The sequence below is a fragment of the Microvirga sp. 2MCAF38 genome, from assembly GCF_052115485.1.
GTDB lineage: Bacteria > Pseudomonadota > Alphaproteobacteria > Rhizobiales > Beijerinckiaceae > Microvirga.
In genome coordinates, this window is record NZ_JBFRGU010000001.1 from 130,394 (window position 1) to 150,679 (window position 20,286).

The following is a 20,286-nucleotide window of genomic DNA, read 5'->3' on the forward strand; positions in this document are numbered from 1 at the left end:
TCAATCCTGTGCCTCCGCCTCTTCCAGACCCTTGATCCAGAGGGGCGTGAAGGCTCCATCCTGACGAACCGTCATCTTGCCTTCCCGCACCATTTCGAGCGTGGCCGAAAACGCGGAGGCGAGCACGGTGGTCCGCATCGACGGCTCCACCATGTAGTGAATCAAATAACTTTCCAGCGGCGCCCAATCGGCGAGGTGCCCGATCAGACGCTCCAAGGCCTCGCGCGCATCCACGAGCGACCATACGCGGCGCTGGTGGAGTGTCACCTTCGAGCTGAGCACGATCTGGCGCTGGCGCGCATAAGCAGAGAGCAGATCGTAGAGGGTCGCCTCGTAATGGGACTCCTTGCGGATCTGGACATGCTCCGGCTCGCCGCGCCCGAACACGTCACGTCCGAGCCAATCCCGCTCGCCCAGCTTCTTGGCCACCTCGCGGATCATTTCCAACCGGCGTAGGCGCAGAGCCAGGGCCGAGGCGAGATCGGACGCGCTCGGCTCCTCGCCCTTCGGGGGCTCCGGCAGCAGCAGGCGCGATTTCAGGTAGGCGAGCCATGCCGCCATGACGAGGTAGTCGGCGGCAAGCTCCAGGCGCATGCGCCGGGCTTCTTCGATGAAGACGATGTATTGCTCGGCAAGGGCGAGGATCGAAATCTTGTGGAGATCGACCTTTTGACGACGGGCGAGTTCGAGCAGGAGGTCGAGGGGTCCCTCGAATCCGTCCACGTCGACGCGAAGCGCGGGTTCGCTGTCACCGCGCTCGACGAGTTCGACATCCTCGAAAGGTAGGGCCACTGCCATCAACCAACTCTTTTCGACTAAAGCGACAGCTTCGGACGCTTAAACGACCACCGCAAGCGCGGCTTCGAGCCTGGCGCGGGCATCCACAGGATCGAAGGGCTCGGGATCATGACGAATGAGCCGCAACGCCGCCTCAGCCCGACGTAGAGCATCGCCCGCAAGGATCGGCGAAGCCTCGGCCACCGGGATCATCTCCTCGACCTTGCCGTTGCAATGCAGCGTCACATCGCAGCCCGCCTGAAAGACGCCCTCGGCCCTCTCGCGGAACGTTCCGCTCAAGGCCTGCATGGACAGGTCATCACTCATGAGGAGCCCATCGAAACCGATCTTCCCGCGAACGATGTCGCCGATCACCGCCTTCGATGTCGTCGCCGGGTGGTCAGGATCGATAGCCGTATAGACCACATGGGCGGTCATTGCGAGCGGCATGTCGGCCAGGATCCGGAACGGCCTGAAATCATGGCTTTCAAGCGTTTCCAGCGAGGCCTCGACGACAGGAAGCGACAGGTGACTGTCCACTCCGGCACGCCCGTGACCGGGCATGTGCTTGACGACGGGCAGAACACCACCCGCCAGCAACCCTTCCGCGCTGGCGCGGCCTAGAATAGCGACCTTGTCCGCCTCGTAGGCATAGGCGCGGTCTCCGATCACGTCATGAGCGCCGGATACCGGAACGTCGAGTACCGGCATGCAATCGACCGTGATCCCCACGGATAGGAGGTCGTGGGCGATCAAGCGAGCGCCTAGGCGTGTAATTTCGCGCTGGACGAGGGGGTCATTGGCGTGAAGGCGGCCGTAAGTCCGGCCTGCCGGGTATTTCGGCCAATGGGGCGGCCCCATGCGCTGAACCCGTCCGCCCTCCTGATCGATCAGGATCGGCGCGTCGGCCCGGCCGATCGTATTGCGCAAGGCATCGCACAGGGACCGGACCTGCTCGGGCGTGTCGATGTTGCGCTTGAAGAGGATGAATCCCCAAGGCTGCGCCTCCCGGAAGAAGGCCGCTTCGTCTGGAGAGAGCGTGTGGCCGGCGCAGCCAGCAATAAAGGCGCGAGTGTTCATCCCCGCGCCTTAAGTCCACCGCCGATTGCGGTCAAGGAGCGTAACGTCTTAGTTCTTGGCGACGAAGCACTGGCCGCCCTGCCCCTGAAGCTTGGAGCATAAGGCGGACGCTTCCTCACGCGACATGCCGCTCGTGCGGACACGGTAGATGGTGTTGCCGTTCGACTCGGCCTTGACGATCAACGGTGCGAGACCGTCCAGATCCTCATATTTCTGCTGCATCTGTCGATAAGCAGCCTGCGCGGCGGCTTCTGAAGTCCTGAAACCGAGCTGCACCGAGTAGGCCCCGCCAGCGCTTACCGGTGCCTCCGATGCAGCCGGAACCGGCGTCGTGGGAGCGACAACTGCAATCTTTTGCGGCTGCGGCGTAGTCGCGGCGGGCTTCGGCGTGGGCGCGGCCGGAGAAGCGCTTGCCTGGGCGAGTGCGCCAATAGTGGTCGCGGGTTTCGCGGCCGGAGCCGGAGCCTCCGTGGTCGCAGCGGGAGCGACTGGCGTCGAAGCAGCCGGTTTCGGCTGAACGGCAGCGGCTGCAGCCGAAGGCTGCGTGCCGGGCGGCATCGTGACAGGGGGGATAGCCGCCACCGGCCGGGCTGCGGCAGCGTCCTGATTGCTTCCGTCAGGCCGAATGGTGACCGTGCGGACCTTGCGGGGCTCGCCCAGGTTGAGCGAGTTGTTCTGAGCGGAAGCGACGGGGCCGGTTGCATCGGCGGAGGCGACGCGCGTCGCCTGCTTGACGTCGACCGGCTGCTCTTCGCGATTCACCACCTTGGTTTCGGTCGGCTGCGCGGCGCGTTCCAGGATCTGCTTGTTCTGGTTCGGAATCTCGACTCCGCCCGGGTTTTCGGGCTGGACCTTCGTCGGCTCCTTGGAAGCACGGATCAACGGGGGCTTTCCACCAGACGCGACTGAGGAGCTTCCCGTCGCATACCAGGCGCCGCCTGCGCCGATGACGGCAGCGCCGGCGATGACTCCAAGCGCGATCATGCCCTTGCGCGACCCGCGACGCTTAAGCGGGCGAACCGTCTCCTCCTCCGGCTCGGGCTCGGCATAAGCCGGACCCGCCGCCGCGGGAGCGTAATAATTCTGATCGTATGACGCCTCATCATAAGCGGCTTCGTGCGCATCAGCGTGAACGGCGGCACCTTGCTCGGCATAGGCGCGACCAGACGTCACAGCCGGCTGATACTGATCGAGATCGAAGGCGGCAGGTACAGCGCCCACCGCATGCAAATCAGACGGCTCGAAACCACGGGGAGCCGCGGAAACGCGCTCCTGCGCGGGGAACATATCGTCCAGATTCGGGATCGAATGAGCCTGCGGACGCGCCGTATTACCGGTCGACAGCATGGACTGGAACGGATCGTCTTGGCCCACGATGCGAGCCAGCTCCGCCAGAGGGTCGTTTCTGGTCGAAGCGGCAGGCTGCGCCGGCGCTTGTCCATAAGCGAGCTGCTTCTCGATATCGTCGAGATCGACCGCGAAACGTGGCTTGGCTGATTCGCTCATAGTGCCGGACCTCCGGTGGTTCGGCACAGGCGAAAACCACCTGTGCCCGTTCGATGCCACTCCACCCAGCACGCGATCTTGGCAAACCTAAGGCTTGCCTCAAAAATCGCTAGCGCATCTCGTCCGGTGCCGTGACGCCTAAAATGGTGAGACCCGATCCCAAAACGCCCTTAAGGGCATGGACAAGAGCGAGCCTCGTTTGAGTTGAATCTTTATCAGTCTGATTAACAAATCGTAATTGCGGCAGATCTTTTCCCTTGTTCCACAAACTATGGAACGAACTCGCAAGGTCATACAGGTAGAACGCAATCCGATGAGGCTCATGAGCCTCGGCGGCTGCTTCAATCATACGCGGATACTGAGCAATACGGTGGATCAGATCCAATTCAGCCTCGTCTTGAAGCACTGAAAAATCTGCTTTTGCAAGCTTGGCCGCAGAAAAATCTTCACCTGCAAACGCTTCTGACGCCTGCCGGAACACGGAGGCACAGCGGGCGTGAGCGTATTGAACGTAGAAGACCGGATTGTCCTTGGACTGCTCGACCACCTTGGCGAGGTCGAAATCCAGCGTCGCGTCGTTTTTGCGGTAGATCATCATGAACCGGACGGCGTCGCGCCCCACTTCATCCACCACGTCACGTAGCGTCACGAAGTCGCCGGAGCGCTTGGACATTTTCACCGGCTCGCCGTCGCGCAGAAGCTTCACCAGTTGGCAAAGCTTCACATCGAGTTCGCCCTTGCCCTGGGTGACTGCCTTGACCGCCGCCTGCATACGCTTGACGTAGCCGCCGTGATCGGCGCCCCACACGTCGATCATGTCGACAAAGCCGCGTTCGAATTTCGAGTGGTGATAGGCGATGTCAGAGGCGAAATAGGTGAAGGTGCCGTCCGACTTCAGGAGCGGACGGTCGACCTCGTCGCCGAAGGCGGTCGCGCGGAAGAGAAGCTGCTCCCGATCCTCCCAATCATCGTCCTTCTGGCCCTTGGGCGGCGGAAGGCGGCCCATATAGACGAGATCGCGGGAGCGCAGATCCTCGATGGTCCTGGCCACTTCTCCCCCGCCGTTCTCCTGCAGGGTTCGCTCCGAGAAGAAGATGTCGTGGCGGATGTTGAGGGCGGCGAGATCGTCACGGATCATGTCCATCATGGACGCGATGGCGGTTTCGCGAACGCTCGCGAGCCACTCGCTCTCCGGCTTATCGAGAAGGGCCTTACCGTGCGCGCGGACAAGGCGCTCGCCCACGGGCTTGAGATAGTCGCCCGGATAGAGGCCTTCCGGAATCGCGCCGATATTCTCGCCGAGAGCTTCCCTGTAGCGAAGGTAGGCCGAGCGGGCGACCACATCGACCTGAGCGCCTGCGTCGTTGATGTAGTATTCGCGCGCCACCTGGTAGCCGGCGAAGGCAAGCAATGCCGCGAGGGCATCGCCGAAAACAGCGCCGCGCCCGTGGCCCACATGGAGCGGCCCGGTGGGGTTCGCGGAGACGTACTCCACATTGATCGGATGGTTTGCGCCGCGCGTGGAGCGACCGAAGCCGTCCGCATCCACGACTGCGGCCTGCAGCACATCATGGAAGATTTGCGGCACGAGGGTGATGTTGATGAAGCCCGGCCCTGCCACCTCGACCTTCGTGACGCGCGGGTCGTTTTTCAAATCGGCTACGATCAGATCCGCCAGAGCGCGCGGGTTGGTGCGCGCTTCCTTCGCCAGCACCATGGCGGCGTTGGTGGCGAGATCCCCGTGAGACGGATCGCGCGGGGGCTCGACCACGACTCGGCTGGCATCCAGGCCCGTGGGGATCTGACCGGCCTCGGCCAGACGGCTCAAGGCTTCCGCGACACGCTTCTCAAACAACCCGAAGATATTCATGGCACTTTCTCGACAAGGCCTTTGCGGCCCAAAGCTTGGGCGCGCCTAACGCAAGTCAGGGGTTACGTCAAACAGACGCTGATGCTCCAGCACGGCGTAACGGTCTGTCATTCCCGCAATGTAATCCGCAACGCGACGGGCAAGACGCGGCTCGTCAGCCCCTTCCAGATCCGCTCGCCACTCTTCCGGCATGGCGGAAGGGTCCGTTTTGAAGCGGGTGAAAAGATCGCGCACGATGTCATCCGCCTGCCGGCGAACGCTCATGACGTCCGGATGGCGGTACATATGCGAATAAAGGAAGCGCTTCACGGAAGCCTCGGCTTGTCGCATGGGCTCCGAGAAGGAAACCACGGTTTCGTTCGCGCCGCGAATATCGTCAGCCGCCTTCGGTTCGAGACGTGACAAGCGGCGGTCCGTCTCCGCCACCACATCTTCCACGAAACGCGTGATGACCCGGCGGGTCAGTTCATGGATGCGGCGGGATTCGTCGAGCCTTGGATAGCGGGCATCGATTTCGCCGAGGAGTTCGGCGAGGAACGGAACGTCCCGCAATTCCTCGATGCCGAACAACCTTGCCCTCAGACCATCATCGATATCGTGGGCGTCATAGGCGATGTCGTCGGCGATGGCGGCCGTCTGCGCCTCCCCGCTGGCATAGGTCGCCAATCCCAGATCCTGCTGGGCGTTGTATTCGAGGATCGCGAGCGGCACCCCATGCTCGGCATAACGCACTGTGGGCTGACCCGCCGCGTCGATAAGCGGCCCGTTATGCTTCACCAGCCCTTCCAGGGTTTCCCAGGTGAGGTTGAGGCCGTCATAGTCGGCGTAGCGGTGCTCCAATCGAGTCACGATCCTGAGCGCCTGAGCGTTATGATCGAAGCCGCCGAAGGGCCGCATGCACTCGTCGAGGACGTCTTCGCCCGTATGGCCGAAGGGCGTGTGGCCGAGATCGTGCGAAAGCGCCAGCGCCTCGGCCAGATCCTCATCAAATCCGAGGGAGCGGGCGAGCGCACGGGCGATCTGGCTCACCTCGATGGTATGCGTCAGACGCGTGCGAAAATGGTCGCCTTCGTGATAGACGAAGACCTGGGTCTTGTGCTTCAGGCGGCGAAAAGCCGAGGAATGGATGATCCGGTCCCGGTCGCGCTGGAATTCGCTGCGGGTTGGAGACACCGCCTCGGGGTAAAGCCGCCCCCGGCTCCGGCCGGGATCGCAGGCATAAGGGGCTCGCCATCTTTCGCCAAAGGGCCGCACTGGATCGTCCTTGGGTTGAAGCTTAGTCTTGTGGCACTTACCTTGGACTCAAGTGGTTGTCCAAGACCGGATACAGCAATGGCCGATATTACCCTCACCGAACGCGCCGCCAGCAGAATTCATGAGATCATGGCGTCCGAACCCTCCGGCTCGATGCTGAGAATCAGCGTCAATGGCGGCGGCTGCTCCGGCTTCCAATACGCCTTCGAGGTGGATCGTGCCCGGCAGGACGACGATGTCATGGTCGAGCGCGACGGCGCAGCGGTCCTCGTGGATCAGGTTTCCTTGCAATACATGGAAGGCTCGGTGATCGACTTCGTTGACGACCTCATCGGCCAGTCCTTCAAGATCGAAAACCCGCACGCGGTCGCCTCTTGTGGGTGCGGAACGTCTTTCGCGCTGTAAAACTAGGCATTTCAGCCCACACCTCTCTTTGCGTAATGTGCATTTGATGCCAAGGGTAGGCATCACGCCCGCCCGAGGAGAAATCATGAAGGTCCCGTTCCGTACGAGCGTTTGCGCGCTCGCGCTTATTGTCGGCTCAAGTGCTCTCCCTTTCGAGCCGGTGGCCGTACGGGGCGTCTCACACGAATTCGGCCAGGGACGCGTCTCCATCGGTACAATTCGCGTTCCGCTCTGGAGCGCGGCCTTCGCGCAATCCGCCGATACCTTCACCCTTGAGAACGTCAGCCTGATCGTCGGTTCGGCGACTTACCGCGCCAAAAAAATCGACTTCTCCGGGGTGACCTCCTCTCGTGCCGATGTCGAGGCCATCTTCAACCCAGCCTCCGCCGCACCCCTCGCCGAACGCCTGAGCCGCCTCAGCGCAAAGCAGATCGTCATTCCCGAACTGATCGTCGAGCAGAAGATCGCAGATCTCACCCAGCGCACGACTTACAAGAACATCGTCGCCTCCGACATTGCGCAAGGGCGTCTCGCGACGATTGCGGCGGATACGGCCGTGCAGGAAATGAGCCAGAAGAACGGCATCGGCACGGTCACGCAGGGCCGTTCAACCATCAGCGAACTGGATCTTGCCGCCATGGCACGGCTCTATCTGGAGAAGGCAGGCACTCCGAATGAGCCGTTGGCGAAGATCTACGGCAGCTTCGCTGTCGAGAACATCGTCCTGACCGCAAGTAATGGCTCCGTCGCCAAGATCGAAAGTGTCAATGGACGAGACTTCAAAGCGAGGCCCACTCAGGATTCCTGGTCGGGCACAATTTCACTTCTCACCGCACTTTCAGAGACCGATAAGCTGAGCAAAGAAGACGAAGGACGGCTTTTGTCATCCATGGCTGATTTGCTGAGTGCGATGGACATCGGCTCCGTCGAAATAGCGAATGTCGACATCACCGACAATTCGGCGGATGACGCCAACGGCCATATCGACCGCATGACTTATACCAGCGCAAGTAACGGCAGATCTGCCGATGCGCGCATCGAAGGCATCCACTTCTCCGGCGACAACGGAGAGGTGGAAATCGATACGATCAGCTTCACCGGTTTTTCCTTCGACGCCACCTTGAATGGACTGCGCGCCCTGCGCGGCAAAGCACTCGACGATTTTGACGCAACGGCTCTGCGCAGTCTTGTGCCGACCATCGGAACCATGCGCATGTCGGGCTTCTCAGTCGAAGCGGTCGGCAAGGCGGATAAGAACAAAAAGCCCGAGGAGATCAAGGCGTCCATCGAGGATCTGGAGATCACCGCCGACAAGCCGATGAACGGCGTTGCCACCAATGTGCGTTTCGGCATCAAGCATTTCGCCATGACGCTACCGCCGACAAGCAAGGAGGATGGGATCAAGGATCTCCTCGCTCTCGGTTACAAGGATCTCGACCTGTCCTTCCTGATTTCGTCCGCCTGGAACGAGACTACGAACGAAATCGCGATCCGCGACCTGTCCTTCGAGGGCAAGGACATGGGACAGGTGTCTCTGCGGGGCACGCTCGGCAATGTGACGAAAGACGTTTTCAACGCGGATACCGCCGTCGCTACCGTTGCCGCTATGGCGGCAAAGGCGAAATCGGCCGAATTGTTCATCGAGAACAAGGGCCTCTTCGACCGCTATCTCGCCAGCGAAGCGAGAGAGCAAAAGACGAAGCCCGAAGCTTTGCGTCGCACCTACGGCGCAGCAGCCGCAATGATTATTCCCTCGCTTCTCGGAAATTCCGACAAGGCCGAAACCTTGAGTCAGGTGATCGCGAAGTTCATCGCCAAGCCCGGCCGCCTCACCATCAAGGCACAGTCGAAAGACCCGGCAGGGCTCAGCGTGGTCGAGCTGGCGGCGCAGTCGGAACCGGCCGCCATTCTTGAGAAACTCGATATCTCGGCAAAGGCGGAATAAGGGGCCGTCAGGCCCCCTTCTCCACGAGCGCCTGCGCCTCCACCACAGCGATTGCCGTGATGTTCACGATGCCTCGCGCCGTCACCGACGGCGTGAGGATATGCGCGGGCTTCGCCGGGCCGATCAGGATCGGGCCGACAGGGAGCGAATCCGCCAAGATCTTCGTGAACTGAAACGCGATATTGGCCGCGTCCAGGTTCGGCATGATGAGGACGTTGGCCTCGCCCTTCAGGCGAGACGCGGGATAGACGCGCTCGCGGATCATCTCGGAGAGCGCAGCATCCGCCTGCATCTCGCCATCGACTTCGAGATCCGGCGCGCGCTCGTTGATAAGCGCCAGAGCCTCCCGCATCTTGATCGCCGAACGGGAATCCGCCGCGCCAAAATCCGCATGCGAGAGAAGCGCAATCTTCGGAGCGATGCCGAAGCGCTGCACGTGGCTCGCGCAGGCAATCGTCATATCGGCGATCTGCTGCGCGTTCGGATCGAACTGCACATGAGTATCGGCGAGGAAGTACGCCCCCTTCGACGTGATGACGAGGGAGAGAGCCGCCATCTCGTGGACGCCCGGCGCGAGACCGATGATGTCCTTGATGTGCTTGAGGCGGGACTGGAATCGCCCTTCGACACCACAGATCAGCGCATCCGCATCACCACGCCGCAACGCCAGCGCACCGATGACCGTGCTGTTGGTGCGCACCAGCGTCTTCGCCGCGTCGGGCGTGATGCCTTTGCGGCCCGCCGCTTCAACATACGTCGCCACGTAGTCGCGATAGCGCGGATCGTCTTCCGGGTTCACCAGCTCGAAATGGCGGCCCATGGCGATGGACAAGCCGAACCGTTTGATGCGGGCCTCGACTACATTCGGACGCCCGATCAGGATGGGCTTGGCGATGCCCTCCTCGACGATGACCTGGACCGCCCGAAGAACCCGCTCCTCCTCGCCCTCGGCGAAGATGACACGCTTCGGATCTGCCTTCGCCTTGGCGACCATCGGCTTCATGATGAAGCCGGAGCGGAAGACGAAACGGGTCAGCGAATCCGCGTAAGCTTCGAGATCTTCGAGCGGACGGGTCGCGACGCCGGAATCCATCGCGGCCTTGGCGACCGCAGGCGCGATACGCAGGATAAGGCGCGGGTCGAACGGGCTCGGAATAAGGGACTTCTTGCCGAAGGGAAGCGCCTCGCCGCCGTAGGCGCGCGCCACAACTTCGGAAGGCGTCTCGCGGGCGAGCGCCGCAATGGCTTTGACCGCAGCCGCCTTCATTTCCTCGTTGATCGTGGTTGCGCCCACATCGAGCGCGCCGCGGAAGATGTAGGGGAAGCAGAGGACGTTGTTGACCTGATTCGGGTAGTCCGAGCGCCCGGTGCAGATCATGGCGTCCGGCCGCGCGGCCTCCGCCTCTTCCGGCATGATTTCCGGATAGGGGTTCGCAAGCGCCAGGATCAGAGGACGCGGGGCCATCTTGGCGAGGAGCTCCGCCTTCAGCACTCCACCCGCCGACAGGCCGAGGAACACGTCGGCATCAGGGATGACATCGGCGAGCGTGCGGGCATCGGTCTTTTGCGCATAGACCGATTTCCAGCGGTCCATGAGCTTTTCGCGCCCCTCATAGGCAACGCCTTCGATATCCGTGACCCAGATGTTCTCGCGCTTCGCGCCGAGCGACACCAGCAAATTGAGGCAGGCGAGCGCCGCCGCGCCCGCGCCGGAGGTCACGATCTTCACATCGCCGATTTTCTTGCCGGCGAGTTCGAGCGCGTTGGTGACGGCAGCACCCACGATGATCGCGGTGCCGTGCTGATCGTCATGGAAGACCGGAATGCCCATGCGAGCCTTCAAACGCTCCTCCACCTCGAAGCATTCGGGAGCCTTGATGTCTTCGAGATTGATGCCGCCGAAGGTCGGCTCCAGGGCCGCGATGACTTCGACGAGTTTGCCTGCGTCCTTCTCGGCGATCTCGATATCGAACACGTCGATGCCGGAGAATTTCTTGAAGAGAACCGCCTTGCCCTCCATCACCGGCTTGGAGGCGAGCGGACCGATATCGCCGAGGCCCAGAACCGCCGTGCCGTTCGAAATCACGGCAACCAGATTCTGGCGGGCCGTCAGGTTCGCGGCCTCCGCCGGATCCGCCGCAATGGCCTCGCAAGGGGCCGCCACGCCGGGGGAATAGGCCAGCGCCAGATCGCGCTGATTTCCAAGCGGCTTGGTGGGCTGGATCTCGAGCTTTCCTGGACGCGGGTAGCGATGATAGAACAGCGCACCCGATTTCAGATCCTGCGAGATGTTGTCAGCCATCCCAAACACTCCTTTTTCCGCCCAAGCGATTTGTTTTGGCGATTTGTTTTGTGGGCGCTCTTGTGCGCGCCCTGTCCCCTTCCGTCAACGGCCTTGAGCCTCACGTGGTATGCATTCGATGAGACTCAGGCATCGCTTGAAGAACTGGCGCAATCCCCATAACCAGACGCGGCTGCATCTGAGCCGGCTGGTTGAAAAATACGGCTACGATATCAGCCCCTTCAGCTACGGTCGCCCGAAGGTGCGGTTTCCGGAGGCCGGGGCGAGGCTCGCCATCGGCCGGTATTGCTCGTTTGCGGACAAGGTGGAGATCATGCTCGGCGGCAATCACCGGGTCGATTGGGTCACGACCTACCCCTTTTCAGCTCTGCGCGACCTCTGGCCGACGGCTCCGGCGACCCATGATTACCATACGACGCGCGGTGATGTGGTGATCAGGCACGATGTCTGGCTGGGCTCGGGAGCCCTCGTCCTATCGGGCGTCACAATCGGCCACGGGGCCGTTATCGCCGCCCATGCGGTCGTGACGAAGGACGTGCCGCCCTTCGCCATCGTCGGCGGCAATCCGGCGAAGATCATTCGCTATCGCTTCGACGAGGCGACCATTGCGGCCCTGTTGGAGACGGCGTGGTGGGATTTGCCGCAAGAGCAGGTCGCCGGTTTGATCCCGCTTTTGCAGAGCGAGCGCATTCAGGATCTGATTGCCGCCGTCAGGGCGCTGCGGGCTCAATCGTCTTGAGCACACGACCGTTGAGGGCCCGCGCTTTCAACCCGAGTGCCGGCTTCTCGACCCTGAACCAGGACAGAGCCGCCACCGCAAGGGTGATGACCAGCGACGGCCCGAGCAGGACGATGGCGGCGACAGTCGGGAACAGCGCGTGGAGCGCCTGCTGGATCGGCCAACCGTAGAGATACGTTCCGTAGGACAGATCCGCCTTCGGCTCATAGGCGAAGCGCTGTGTTTCGGGGGCCATGGCGAGCCAGAGGATGCCATAGGCCGAACTCGTGAACAGCAGCGCCTTATAGAGAGCCGTCCCATGGGCAGACCAGGTGATGACGGCAAGAGCGAAGACCAACGGCCAGCAAAGACGCAAAGTATCGCGCCAGACATACAGCGCGCCGCCGATCGCGAAGAGGAGCGGCAGGCGAAGAGCCGTCTCGATTCCCTTGGGCGCGTCAGGGTGCAACTGATCGAGCGCGACGAGCGCCGCGAACAGACCGATGACGAGGATGGCCGATGCGAGGCGCCAGCGCAGCAGCCCGACCAGACCGAGCACGAACACGCCCGCATAGCACAGCACCTCGTATTTGAGGGTCCAGACCGTGCCCATCGGGAACTGGAGCGGGTTGTCGTTGAAGACGCCAGGAAGAGCGATGTTGCTCTTGAAGCTGGTGAGCGTCGCGGTCACGAAGCGCCACAGATCGGCGCTGCTGTAATACTGGCCCAAAGGCAGGCTCGTCATGGCCGCGCCAAGCAGAAGTCCGACGGCGAGCGCCGCCACGATGAGCCCCGGCGCGATGCGCAACGTGCGTGCGATGACATAATCCCGCCAGCCGCGCCGGTCGAAGCTCATGGTGACGAGAAAACCGGAAATGGCGAAGAAGCCATTGACTGCGTGTTCGCCCATCGTGAAGCCAGTGGAGGCCGCGAGCGGTTCGTCGGCGACGCTTCCCGTTGTCACGCTGACGGCGTGGGAGACGACGACGGCGAGCGCCAGCAACAAGCGGATCACGGTGAAATTGTTCCGCTCCTGCGCCATGGCGGTGGAGACGGTGGGAGACATGGACCAGAGCGAACTCATGACAGCCCCTCCTCTTCCAGAGCCGTGCGCCCGCTCAAGGAGGCGTAGGCTCCCGCCGCCGAGCCACCATAGCGTTCGATCAGGCCGCGCTGAAGGGTGAGAGAAACGCCGAGCGTCTTCAAAGCATTGATGGCGAACATCACCGGCGCAGGGTTGGGCAGATTGTATTTCCGGCTCACATAGGCCCGCGACCAGGCCTGATGCCAACGGGATTTGAAGACCCGACCAGGCTTAGCCCCGGTTGACTTGCCGCGCGCATGGCGCACGACCGCCTGGGGCACGTAGACGAGAGCCGCACCGGCATCCGCGACCCGGCGACAGAGATCATCATCCTCGTAGAACAGGAAGATGTTTTCATCGAACCCACCGAGGCGAAGGAAAAGATCGCGCCGGACCAGGAAGCAGGCCCCGGAGAAAAACGGCGCGCAGGCTTCGCCCTCGGGCAGGACGAGCTTGCCATCAGGATTGGGGAGATAGGATGAGAGCAGCGAACGCGGCTGATAAAATACCCGCCCATCGGGCTCGACGATGCGCGGCGCGAACAGGCCCGCATCAGGATAGCGTCGCGCGGCGTCGAGAAGGGCAGCGACGCTCCCCTGCCCGACGATACAATCCGGGTTGACGACAAGAACGAACTCGCTTGCCGCCGCCCGCGCGCCAAGATTGTTGGCGCGGCCATAACCTTCGTTCTTCGCGTTGCGGATCATCTGCGCGCCGCAGCGCTCGGCAACCACCACTGTGTCATCGGTCGATGCATTGTCGACGACGATGACCGGCAGCCCCTCCGCCTTCAGAGCGCCGAGGCACTCCGGCAGGGCTTCCGCACTGTCGAAGGCCACGACGATGGCGGTGACAAGGGTCATTGTGCTTTGACGCTCACTTCTCCTGAACGTTCAGGCGAATGTGCAACTCGCGGAGCTGCTTCGGCGTCACGTCGGAAGGTGCGCCGAGGAGGAGGTCTTCGGCGCGCTGGTTCATCGGGAACAGGGTGATTTCGCGCAGGTTGATCGCACCGCAGAGCAGCATCACGATGCGGTCGATGCCCGCCGCCATGCCACCGTGCGGAGGCGCGCCGTACTGGAACGCGCGATACATGCCGCCGAAGCGCTCCATGACTTCCTTCTCGCCGTAACCGGCGATCTCGAAGGCCTTCACCATCCGGTCGGGACGATGGTTGCGGATCGAGCCCGAGGCCAGCTCGTAGCCGTTGCAGACCATGTCGTACTGAAGGGCGGTCATCCTGAGGATCTTGTCCTTGTCCATTGGGTCGAGCGCCATGAAGGCGTCGTGATCCATATCGGCCATGGAGAAGGGGTTGTGCGAGAAGTCGATCTTCTTCTCGTCCTCGTTCCACTCATATTGCGGGAAGTCCGTGATCCAGCACAAAGCGAACTGGTTCTTGTCGCCAAGACCCAGCTCATCGCCGATGCGGACACGCGCTTTGCCCGCAAGCGAAGCGGCCTTGTCCTCGTTGCCTGCCGAGAAGAACACCGCGTCTCCGGCCTTCAGACCTGCCTTCTCGCGAATGATCTTCAGCGCTTCCTCGGGAATGAATTTGGCGATGGGGCCTTTGCCGACGATCTGACCGCCCTCGTCCTCGAACACCACATAGCCGAGGCCGGGCGCACCCTCCGTGCGGGCCCAATCATTGAGCTTGTCGAAGAACGAACGGGGCTGCGAAGCCGCACCGGGTGCGGGAATGGCGCGCACGACGCCGCCCGACTTGACGACGTTCTTGAACGCGTTGAAGGACACGTCCTCGCGGGTGAACACCTCAGACACGTCACAGATGACAAGCGGGTTGCGCAGGTCGGGCTTGTCCGAGCCGTATTTCAACATCGCATCGAAATACTTGATGCGCGGGAAGGTCTCGGTGACCGGCTTGCCTTCAGCGAATTCCTTGAAGGTGTCGCGGATCACGGGCTCCATCGTCGTGAACACGTCTTCTTGCGTGACGAAGCTCATTTCCACGTCGAGCTGGTAGAACTCGCCCGGCAGGCGGTCGGCGCGGGGGTCTTCATCGCGGAAGCAGGGCGCGATCTGGAAATAGCGATCGAAGCCTGAGATCATGATGAGCTGCTTGAACTGCTGCGGAGCCTGCGGCAGCGCGTAGAACTTGCCCGCGTGCAGACGCGACGGCACGAGGAAGTCGCGCGCGCCTTCCGGCGACGAGGCCGTCAGGATCGGCGTCGTGAATTCGAAGAACGCGCTTTCCTTCATGCGGCGGCGAAGCGCATCGATGATGGCGCCGCGCTTCATGATGTTCTGATGCAGCTTCTCGCGGCGCAGATCGAGGAAGCGGTAGGTGAGACGGGTCTCTTCCGGATATTCCTGATCGCCGAAAACCGGCAGCGGCAGTTCGGCTGCCGGACCAAGAACCTCGATTTCGGTGATATAGACCTCGACCATGCCGGTTGGCAGTTCGGTGTTTTCCGTGCCCGCCGGGCGCTTACGCACCTTGCCGTCGACGCGGATGACCCACTCGGAACGGGCGGTCTCGGCCAGTTTGAAAGCCGGGGAATCCGGATCGATCACGCATTGCGTCATGCCGTAATGGTCGCGCAGATCGATGAACAACACGCCGCCATGGTCGCGGATACGGTGACACCAGCCGGACAGCCGGGTGGTCTCGCCGACATGGGATTCGCGGAGCGCGCCGCAGGTATGGGAGCGGTAACGGTGCATGGTCTGCCTGCCTGAAACGATGTTGAGCGCAACATTCATGGCGGCCGGGGGATGTCAAGAAGGAAGGGCGAAAGGATCGACCTCTCCCCACTTAGGATCGAATCCTGGAGCCGGATCCTGCCGAGAGAAGGGAATCCTAGGATTCCGATGCGAAACCCGCCCAACAAACCACGGCGTTCGCATGGTGAAATCGCAATCGCATCCATCGAGCCGGGCGAGTTCGATAGCGGAGTGGCTTCATCGCCCAGCTTGAGCTAAGAGACATCCTCATGGATTTGATCATTTCGACCGAGGCCCTTTCCGAGGCCTGCAACCGCCTTTCCGCGCATCCGTTCGTAACCGTCGACACGGAGTTCCTGCGGGAGACGACCTATTACCCGAAGCTCTGCCTGATCCAGATGGCGGGGCCCGAGCCGGAGGATGCGTATCTGATCGATCCGCTGTCCCCGGATCTCGATCTCGCCCCCTTCATGGCCCTGATGGCCAATGAGAGCGTCACCAAAGTCTTCCATTCGGCCCGGCAGGATCTGGAAATCGTCTGGAATCTTGGGGGGCTCGTGCCTCACCCGCTCTTCGACACCCAGGTCGCGGCCATGGTTTGCGGCTATGGCGACTCAGTCTCCTACGAGCAACTTGTCAACGATCTCGCCAAGGCACGGGTCGACAAGTCCTCCCGCTTCACGGATTGGTCACGCCGCCCCCTGACGGACGCGCAATTGACCTACGCCCTGTCCGACGTGACCCATCTGGTGCAGGTCTACGAGGCGCTGATGGCGCAGTTGCAGGCGAGCGGTCGGGTGGCTTGGCTCAGCGAGGAAATGTCTGTCCTGACCTCACCCGCGACCTATCAGGCCGACCCGGAAAACGCCTGGAAGCGCCTCGGCGGACGCCTGCGCAAGGCGAAGGAAGTCGCCGTTCTCATGGAAATCTCCGCATGGCGCGAGCGCGAGGCGCAAAATCGCGACGTGCCGCGCGGGCGCATCCTGAAGGACGATGCCCTCATCGACATCGCCGTCTCCGCTCCTCGCAGTGTCGAAGCACTCGGACGCCTGCGCTCCATCCCCAATGGCTTCGAGCGGTCCAAGACCGGCGGCGACATTCTGGAAGCCGTGGAGCGCGGCCTTGCCCGCGACCCGGCAACCATCCCCCTGCCCGAACGCAGCCGCGGGCGTGGCGGATCGGGATCCGTCGTGGAACTGCTGAAGGTGCTGCTCAAGGCGGTCGCGGAGCAGGAAGGCGTCGCGCCGAAGATCATCGCCACCGTCGAAGAGCTGGAAGCCATCGCCGAGAGCGACACGGCGGACGTCCCCTCCCTCCACGGCTGGCGGCGCACCCTGTTCGGGGACAAGGCGCTCGCCTTGAAGGGCGGCCAGTTGAGCCTCGTGCTGGATCGCGGACGGGTGGCGCTGAGGCCGGTTGAATAGTCGATTGATCGGCAGCTGGAGGCGCTCTCAAAGGAGCCCCTTCAGTCGCATCAACCCAAAAGCCGCAACCGTCGCGGCATCCTTGATTGCTCCGCGAAGGATCATCTCCTGCACTTCGCCGATCGGGAAGCTGCGGGAGATCATGTCCTGCTCCTCGCGTTCTCGGTTCGCATCGCCGGGTTCTAGATCTTGCGCAAGGTAGATGTGATAGCCTTGCGTCGAGTAGCCATAGCACTCGAAGAGATGGCCTAGATGCGTCATACGCCGCGCGACAAGGCCGGTTTCCTCTCGCAGTTCCGCGCGGGCGAGATCGAGGGGGTCCATGCCGGGTGTCTGCTCCCACGAGCCTTGGGGGAGTTCCCAATAGCGGCCCTGAACGGGATAGCGATATTGCTCGACGAGATGGATCACCCCGTTCTCGACGGGCACGATCACCGCGAAATCGGATTTCTCGACGACGCCGTAGATTCCGCTCGATCCGTCACGCCGAACGATGGTGTCCTCTCGCACCCGCATCCAACGGTTTTCATAGACGAGACGGGTCGCGGTCGTTCTGATGTCCGGCGCCATGCGGCAAGTGTCCTCAACGTGAATGTCGAGGACACCATGGTTCGGGTTGAATAAACGTTAGCGTCAGCTTGTAAATAGTTTAGCGCCTTTCAGCACCGTCATTCCGGGGCGCCGCAGGCGAGCCCGGAACCCAGAACCGCTGGCCAGTCCTGATGAGACCGCAATCCAACCCGTTGCTTAAAATTCTGAACGGTTGCGGTTATGGGTTCCGGGCTCCGCTCACGCGGCCCCGGAATGACGAGAGGAGAGCGAATTGCGCATAATTCCAAACGGGCTCTCAGCGCCCGAAAATGCCCTTGAAGACCTGCGCGAGCTTGTTGTGTTTCTTCTTGCGCTCGACATCCGCCTGGCTCTTGACCCACGCGATCTGCACGACCTTGCGCTCGCCGACGAAGGGGCGGTGCCCGTGCCAGGAATTGTCTGAACGCAGGAAGGCGAAAACGGTACCCATGACCGGCGGCACTTCCATCGCGAAGGGTTCGAAATCCTGCCCGTTGTAGAGAACGCGCAGCCGTCCGCCGTCATCCGTGCCCCAGTCGTCATTCATGTAGACGAGCATGGTCATGACCTTGGACGGGCCATCGGTGTGGATCGCACCGTATTTCGGCTGCGAGCGCTTCATGATGGTGGTCAGGCGCGGGAATTGATGCAGATCCTGTCCGAACTTGCGCGACAGTTCTTCCGTCAATTCAGGCCCTTCGAGCTCCTCGATCAGGGTCTTGAAGCGGCCGTGAAGGTTGACCTCATCGACGGTCAGATAGCCGGGTTTCGTAATGTTCGGGAAATCGCGGCGAAGATCGTCGATGGCATCGGCCTTCAGCAGACTGGATCCCAACAAGAAATCATAAGGATCGCTCGAACGCTTCGCGTTTCGAATTGCGTTGAGGTCAATGGTCGACATCTTTCAGTTCCTCGACTTTTCGATTTATCTGCAGCGCAGGGTAGCAGGAGGCGCGCCACACAACTAGGGTCCATTCAACCGACCCAAAATGCGACGATAGTCTGAGATGCGGCAATAGCCGCAGGGCTCTTGATTTCCGAGGAATCAAAACCTGCTCGCCCCGGAAAATCGTCTTTCGTTCGTCTCTACCATTCGCGACCGTGACCGGGCAATGCCCTCACTGGCGTTCGCATCGCGACGCCGCTGCCCGTCAGAGGATTTCGATACGCGGTTCGAGGTTCAAGAGCTTGCCAAGTGCCCGCACGCGGCCAATGAGGCGGTCGCTGGCGAGCTCCTTCAAGTCGCTAGGCACCTGAAGCACAACCTGCTCGCCCCGCGCAATCAGTGGCGTACGCGGAAGAATGCCTTCCATCGCCACCGAGACCGGATAGGCGATGCGCATCAAGGCCGCCAGAAGACGTGCGCGCTCCATCAACTTCACGCCAGCCAAAGTCTTGATGCGGGAACTGACCTTGTCCGGCGAAAGTCCTTCATGCCGGAAGAAGATCGCGAGGGCGAGATAGGCACGGCCGGGATGATCGATACCGGAAAACGCGCCATAGGCGATGAGATTGAGGCTTTGCTCGCCCCGATAATCCGGATGCGCGCGCCATCCGATATCGGCGAGCAGGCACGCGGCATGGCGCAATCGCCTGTCGTTCTCGGTTTCCGGCAAACCGACGGATTCGAAGAACCGGCAGGTCCAATCCCACAACTCTTCGCCGTGTCGAGCAGAGCGCGAGCGGAGGAGATTGAGATCGCCCGCCGCCGAGAGCAGCGGATCACGCTCGCGCGTCTCCGCGTCGAGCTTGTCGTAGAGAAGCCCTTCACGTACGCCGAGCGCCGAGATCGCCACTTCTTTCGGCTGGCCCAGGCGTAGAATCTCTTCGAGCACGATGGCGCCGTAGGCCAAGAGGGGGCGGCGGGCCTCCGAAATGCTCTCGATGTCTTTCAGGGTCTTTGCTTCCACTCGCTCGACCAGATGCAGGAAGTCGAGCCCGTCATCCGGCCTGATGGTGTAGCCGTGCATGACATGAAGCGGGTAATCGCGCGCCGCTTGATGCAGCCGCGCCAATGCGCGCCACGTGCCGCCGACCGCGTAGAAGGTGCGTCCGCGCAAATGATCGAGATGTTCAGTCTGGCGCTCCAACGCGGCCCGAACGATCTTCTGCGCTTTCTTGAGAGAGCCGCCGCTGAGATCCTGCAAGGCGAGACCGCCGAGGGGCATTGTGACGCCCTCGCCCACCACTTTGCCCTTCACATCGACGAGTTCGAGGCTGCCGCCGCCGAGATCGCCCACGAGTCCGTCAGGATCGTAGAAGCCGGAGACCACGCCGAAGGCCGAAAAGAGCGCTTCCGTCGCGCCTGAGAGCAGTTGCACTTTCTGCCCGCAGGCAGCGGCCGCCGCTTTCAGAAACGCCGGACCGTTGGATGCGTCCCGTGCGGCGGCTGTCGCCAGAACGAAGACCTTCGAGACGTCCATGGTCTCGCACAGCACGCGGAAACGGGCGAGAGCGCGCAAGGCCCGCTCAACCGCGTCGTCATCCAGACGTCCAGTCGTCGCGACGTGACGGCCGAGACCGCAAAGCACCTTTTCGTTGTAGATAGGCGTCGGCGCGCGCGTGATGCCCTCATAGGCCACCAGACGAACCGAGTTCGAACCGATATCGATGATCGCAATCGGGCGGCCAACCTTAAGGCGTCCCTGAGCCTCGCGTGACGGCAT

Annotated in this window: 16 protein-coding genes; 4 read left to right on the top strand and 12 right to left on the bottom strand. The window is 62.1% G+C overall.

Going from position 1 to position 20,286, the window contains the following annotated elements; genetic code table 11:
* The 5 genes from AB4072_RS00625 to AB4072_RS00645 form a co-directional block, all read right to left on the bottom strand.
* Positions 1–798: a segregation and condensation protein A gene (locus AB4072_RS00625; protein WP_441964976.1), complete on the bottom strand. Its 798-nt coding sequence runs from the start codon at positions 796–798 to the stop codon at positions 1–3.
* A gap of 39 nt (positions 799–837) precedes the next feature.
* Positions 838–1,857: a beta-N-acetylhexosaminidase gene (gene nagZ, locus AB4072_RS00630; protein WP_441964977.1), complete on the bottom strand. Its 1,020-nt coding sequence runs from the start codon at positions 1,855–1,857 to the stop codon at positions 838–840.
* 48 nt (positions 1,858–1,905) lie between these two features.
* Positions 1,906–3,363 carry an SPOR domain-containing protein gene (locus AB4072_RS00635; RefSeq protein WP_441964978.1) on the bottom strand — a complete coding sequence of 486 codons (1,458 nt, stop codon included), beginning with the start codon at positions 3,361–3,363 and terminating at the stop codon, positions 1,906–1,908.
* Between the two features lie 109 nt (positions 3,364–3,472).
* The gene (gene argS / locus AB4072_RS00640) at positions 3,473–5,233 is read right to left on the bottom strand and encodes an arginine--tRNA ligase (protein WP_441964979.1); all 1,761 of its coding nucleotides are present in this window, start codon (positions 5,231–5,233) and stop codon (positions 3,473–3,475) included.
* Between the two features lie 45 nt (positions 5,234–5,278).
* Positions 5,279–6,487, bottom strand: a complete 1,209-nt coding sequence (locus AB4072_RS00645) for a deoxyguanosinetriphosphate triphosphohydrolase (protein WP_441964980.1) — start codon at positions 6,485–6,487, stop codon at positions 5,279–5,281.
* Between the two features lie 78 nt (positions 6,488–6,565).
* Between AB4072_RS00645 and erpA the strand changes: the two genes are divergently transcribed.
* Positions 6,566–6,892 (top strand): iron-sulfur cluster insertion protein ErpA, encoded by a 327-nt coding sequence (gene erpA / locus AB4072_RS00650; RefSeq protein ID WP_441964981.1) that lies wholly within the window; start codon positions 6,566–6,568, stop codon positions 6,890–6,892.
* An 85-nt stretch (positions 6,893–6,977) separates the two neighbouring features.
* A complete protein-coding gene (locus AB4072_RS00655; protein ID WP_441964982.1) occupies positions 6,978–8,837 on the top strand; it encodes a hypothetical protein in 1,860 nt (619 codons plus the stop codon).
* Between the two features lie 7 nt (positions 8,838–8,844).
* On the opposite strand, the gene AB4072_RS00660 is transcribed toward AB4072_RS00655, so the two are convergent.
* Positions 8,845–11,139 carry an NADP-dependent malic enzyme gene (locus tag AB4072_RS00660; RefSeq protein WP_441964983.1) on the bottom strand — a complete coding sequence of 765 codons (2,295 nt, stop codon included), beginning with the start codon at positions 11,137–11,139 and terminating at the stop codon, positions 8,845–8,847.
* 118 nt (positions 11,140–11,257) lie between these two features.
* On the opposite strand from AB4072_RS00660, the gene AB4072_RS00665 reads away from it, so the two are divergent.
* The gene (locus AB4072_RS00665) at positions 11,258–11,878 is read left to right on the top strand and encodes a CatB-related O-acetyltransferase (RefSeq protein WP_441964984.1); all 621 of its coding nucleotides are present in this window, start codon (positions 11,258–11,260) and stop codon (positions 11,876–11,878) included.
* Here the strand turns inward: AB4072_RS00665 and AB4072_RS00670 are convergent.
* From AB4072_RS00670 to aspS, 3 genes are read right to left on the bottom strand one after another with little or no spacing between them, the layout of a single operon-like run.
* Positions 11,850–12,941, bottom strand: coding sequence for an acyltransferase family protein (locus AB4072_RS00670; RefSeq protein ID WP_441964985.1), 1,092 nt, complete (start codon positions 12,939–12,941; stop codon positions 11,850–11,852). The two genes, AB4072_RS00665 and AB4072_RS00670, sit on opposite strands and share 29 nt — an antisense overlap.
* Positions 12,938–13,804 carry a glycosyltransferase family 2 protein gene (locus AB4072_RS00675; protein ID WP_441964986.1) on the bottom strand — a complete coding sequence of 289 codons (867 nt, stop codon included), beginning with the start codon at positions 13,802–13,804 and terminating at the stop codon, positions 12,938–12,940. The genes AB4072_RS00670 and AB4072_RS00675 overlap by 4 nt, the downstream gene beginning before the upstream one ends.
* A gap of 13 nt (positions 13,805–13,817) precedes the next feature.
* Positions 13,818–15,626, bottom strand: a complete 1,809-nt coding sequence (gene aspS, locus AB4072_RS00680; protein WP_441964987.1) for an aspartate--tRNA ligase — start codon at positions 15,624–15,626, stop codon at positions 13,818–13,820.
* 269 nt (positions 15,627–15,895) lie between these two features.
* Here aspS and rnd point away from each other — a divergent pair, with 269 nt between their 5' ends.
* On the top strand, positions 15,896–17,050 hold the full coding sequence (gene rnd, locus AB4072_RS00685) for a ribonuclease D (RefSeq protein WP_441964988.1): 1,155 nt from the start codon (positions 15,896–15,898) through the stop codon (positions 17,048–17,050).
* A 27-nt stretch (positions 17,051–17,077) separates the two neighbouring features.
* On the opposite strand, the gene AB4072_RS00690 is transcribed toward rnd, so the two are convergent.
* From AB4072_RS00690 to ppx, 3 genes are all read right to left on the bottom strand, one after another.
* Positions 17,078–17,620 (bottom strand): NUDIX domain-containing protein, encoded by a 543-nt coding sequence (locus AB4072_RS00690; RefSeq protein WP_441964989.1) that lies wholly within the window; start codon positions 17,618–17,620, stop codon positions 17,078–17,080.
* A 277-nt stretch (positions 17,621–17,897) separates the two neighbouring features.
* Positions 17,898–18,521, bottom strand: a complete 624-nt coding sequence (locus AB4072_RS00695; protein WP_441964990.1) for a 2OG-Fe(II) oxygenase — start codon at positions 18,519–18,521, stop codon at positions 17,898–17,900.
* A 250-nt stretch (positions 18,522–18,771) separates the two neighbouring features.
* Complete coding sequence (gene ppx / locus AB4072_RS00700; protein WP_441964991.1) at positions 18,772–20,286, bottom strand: exopolyphosphatase; 1,515 nt, start codon at positions 20,284–20,286, stop codon at positions 18,772–18,774.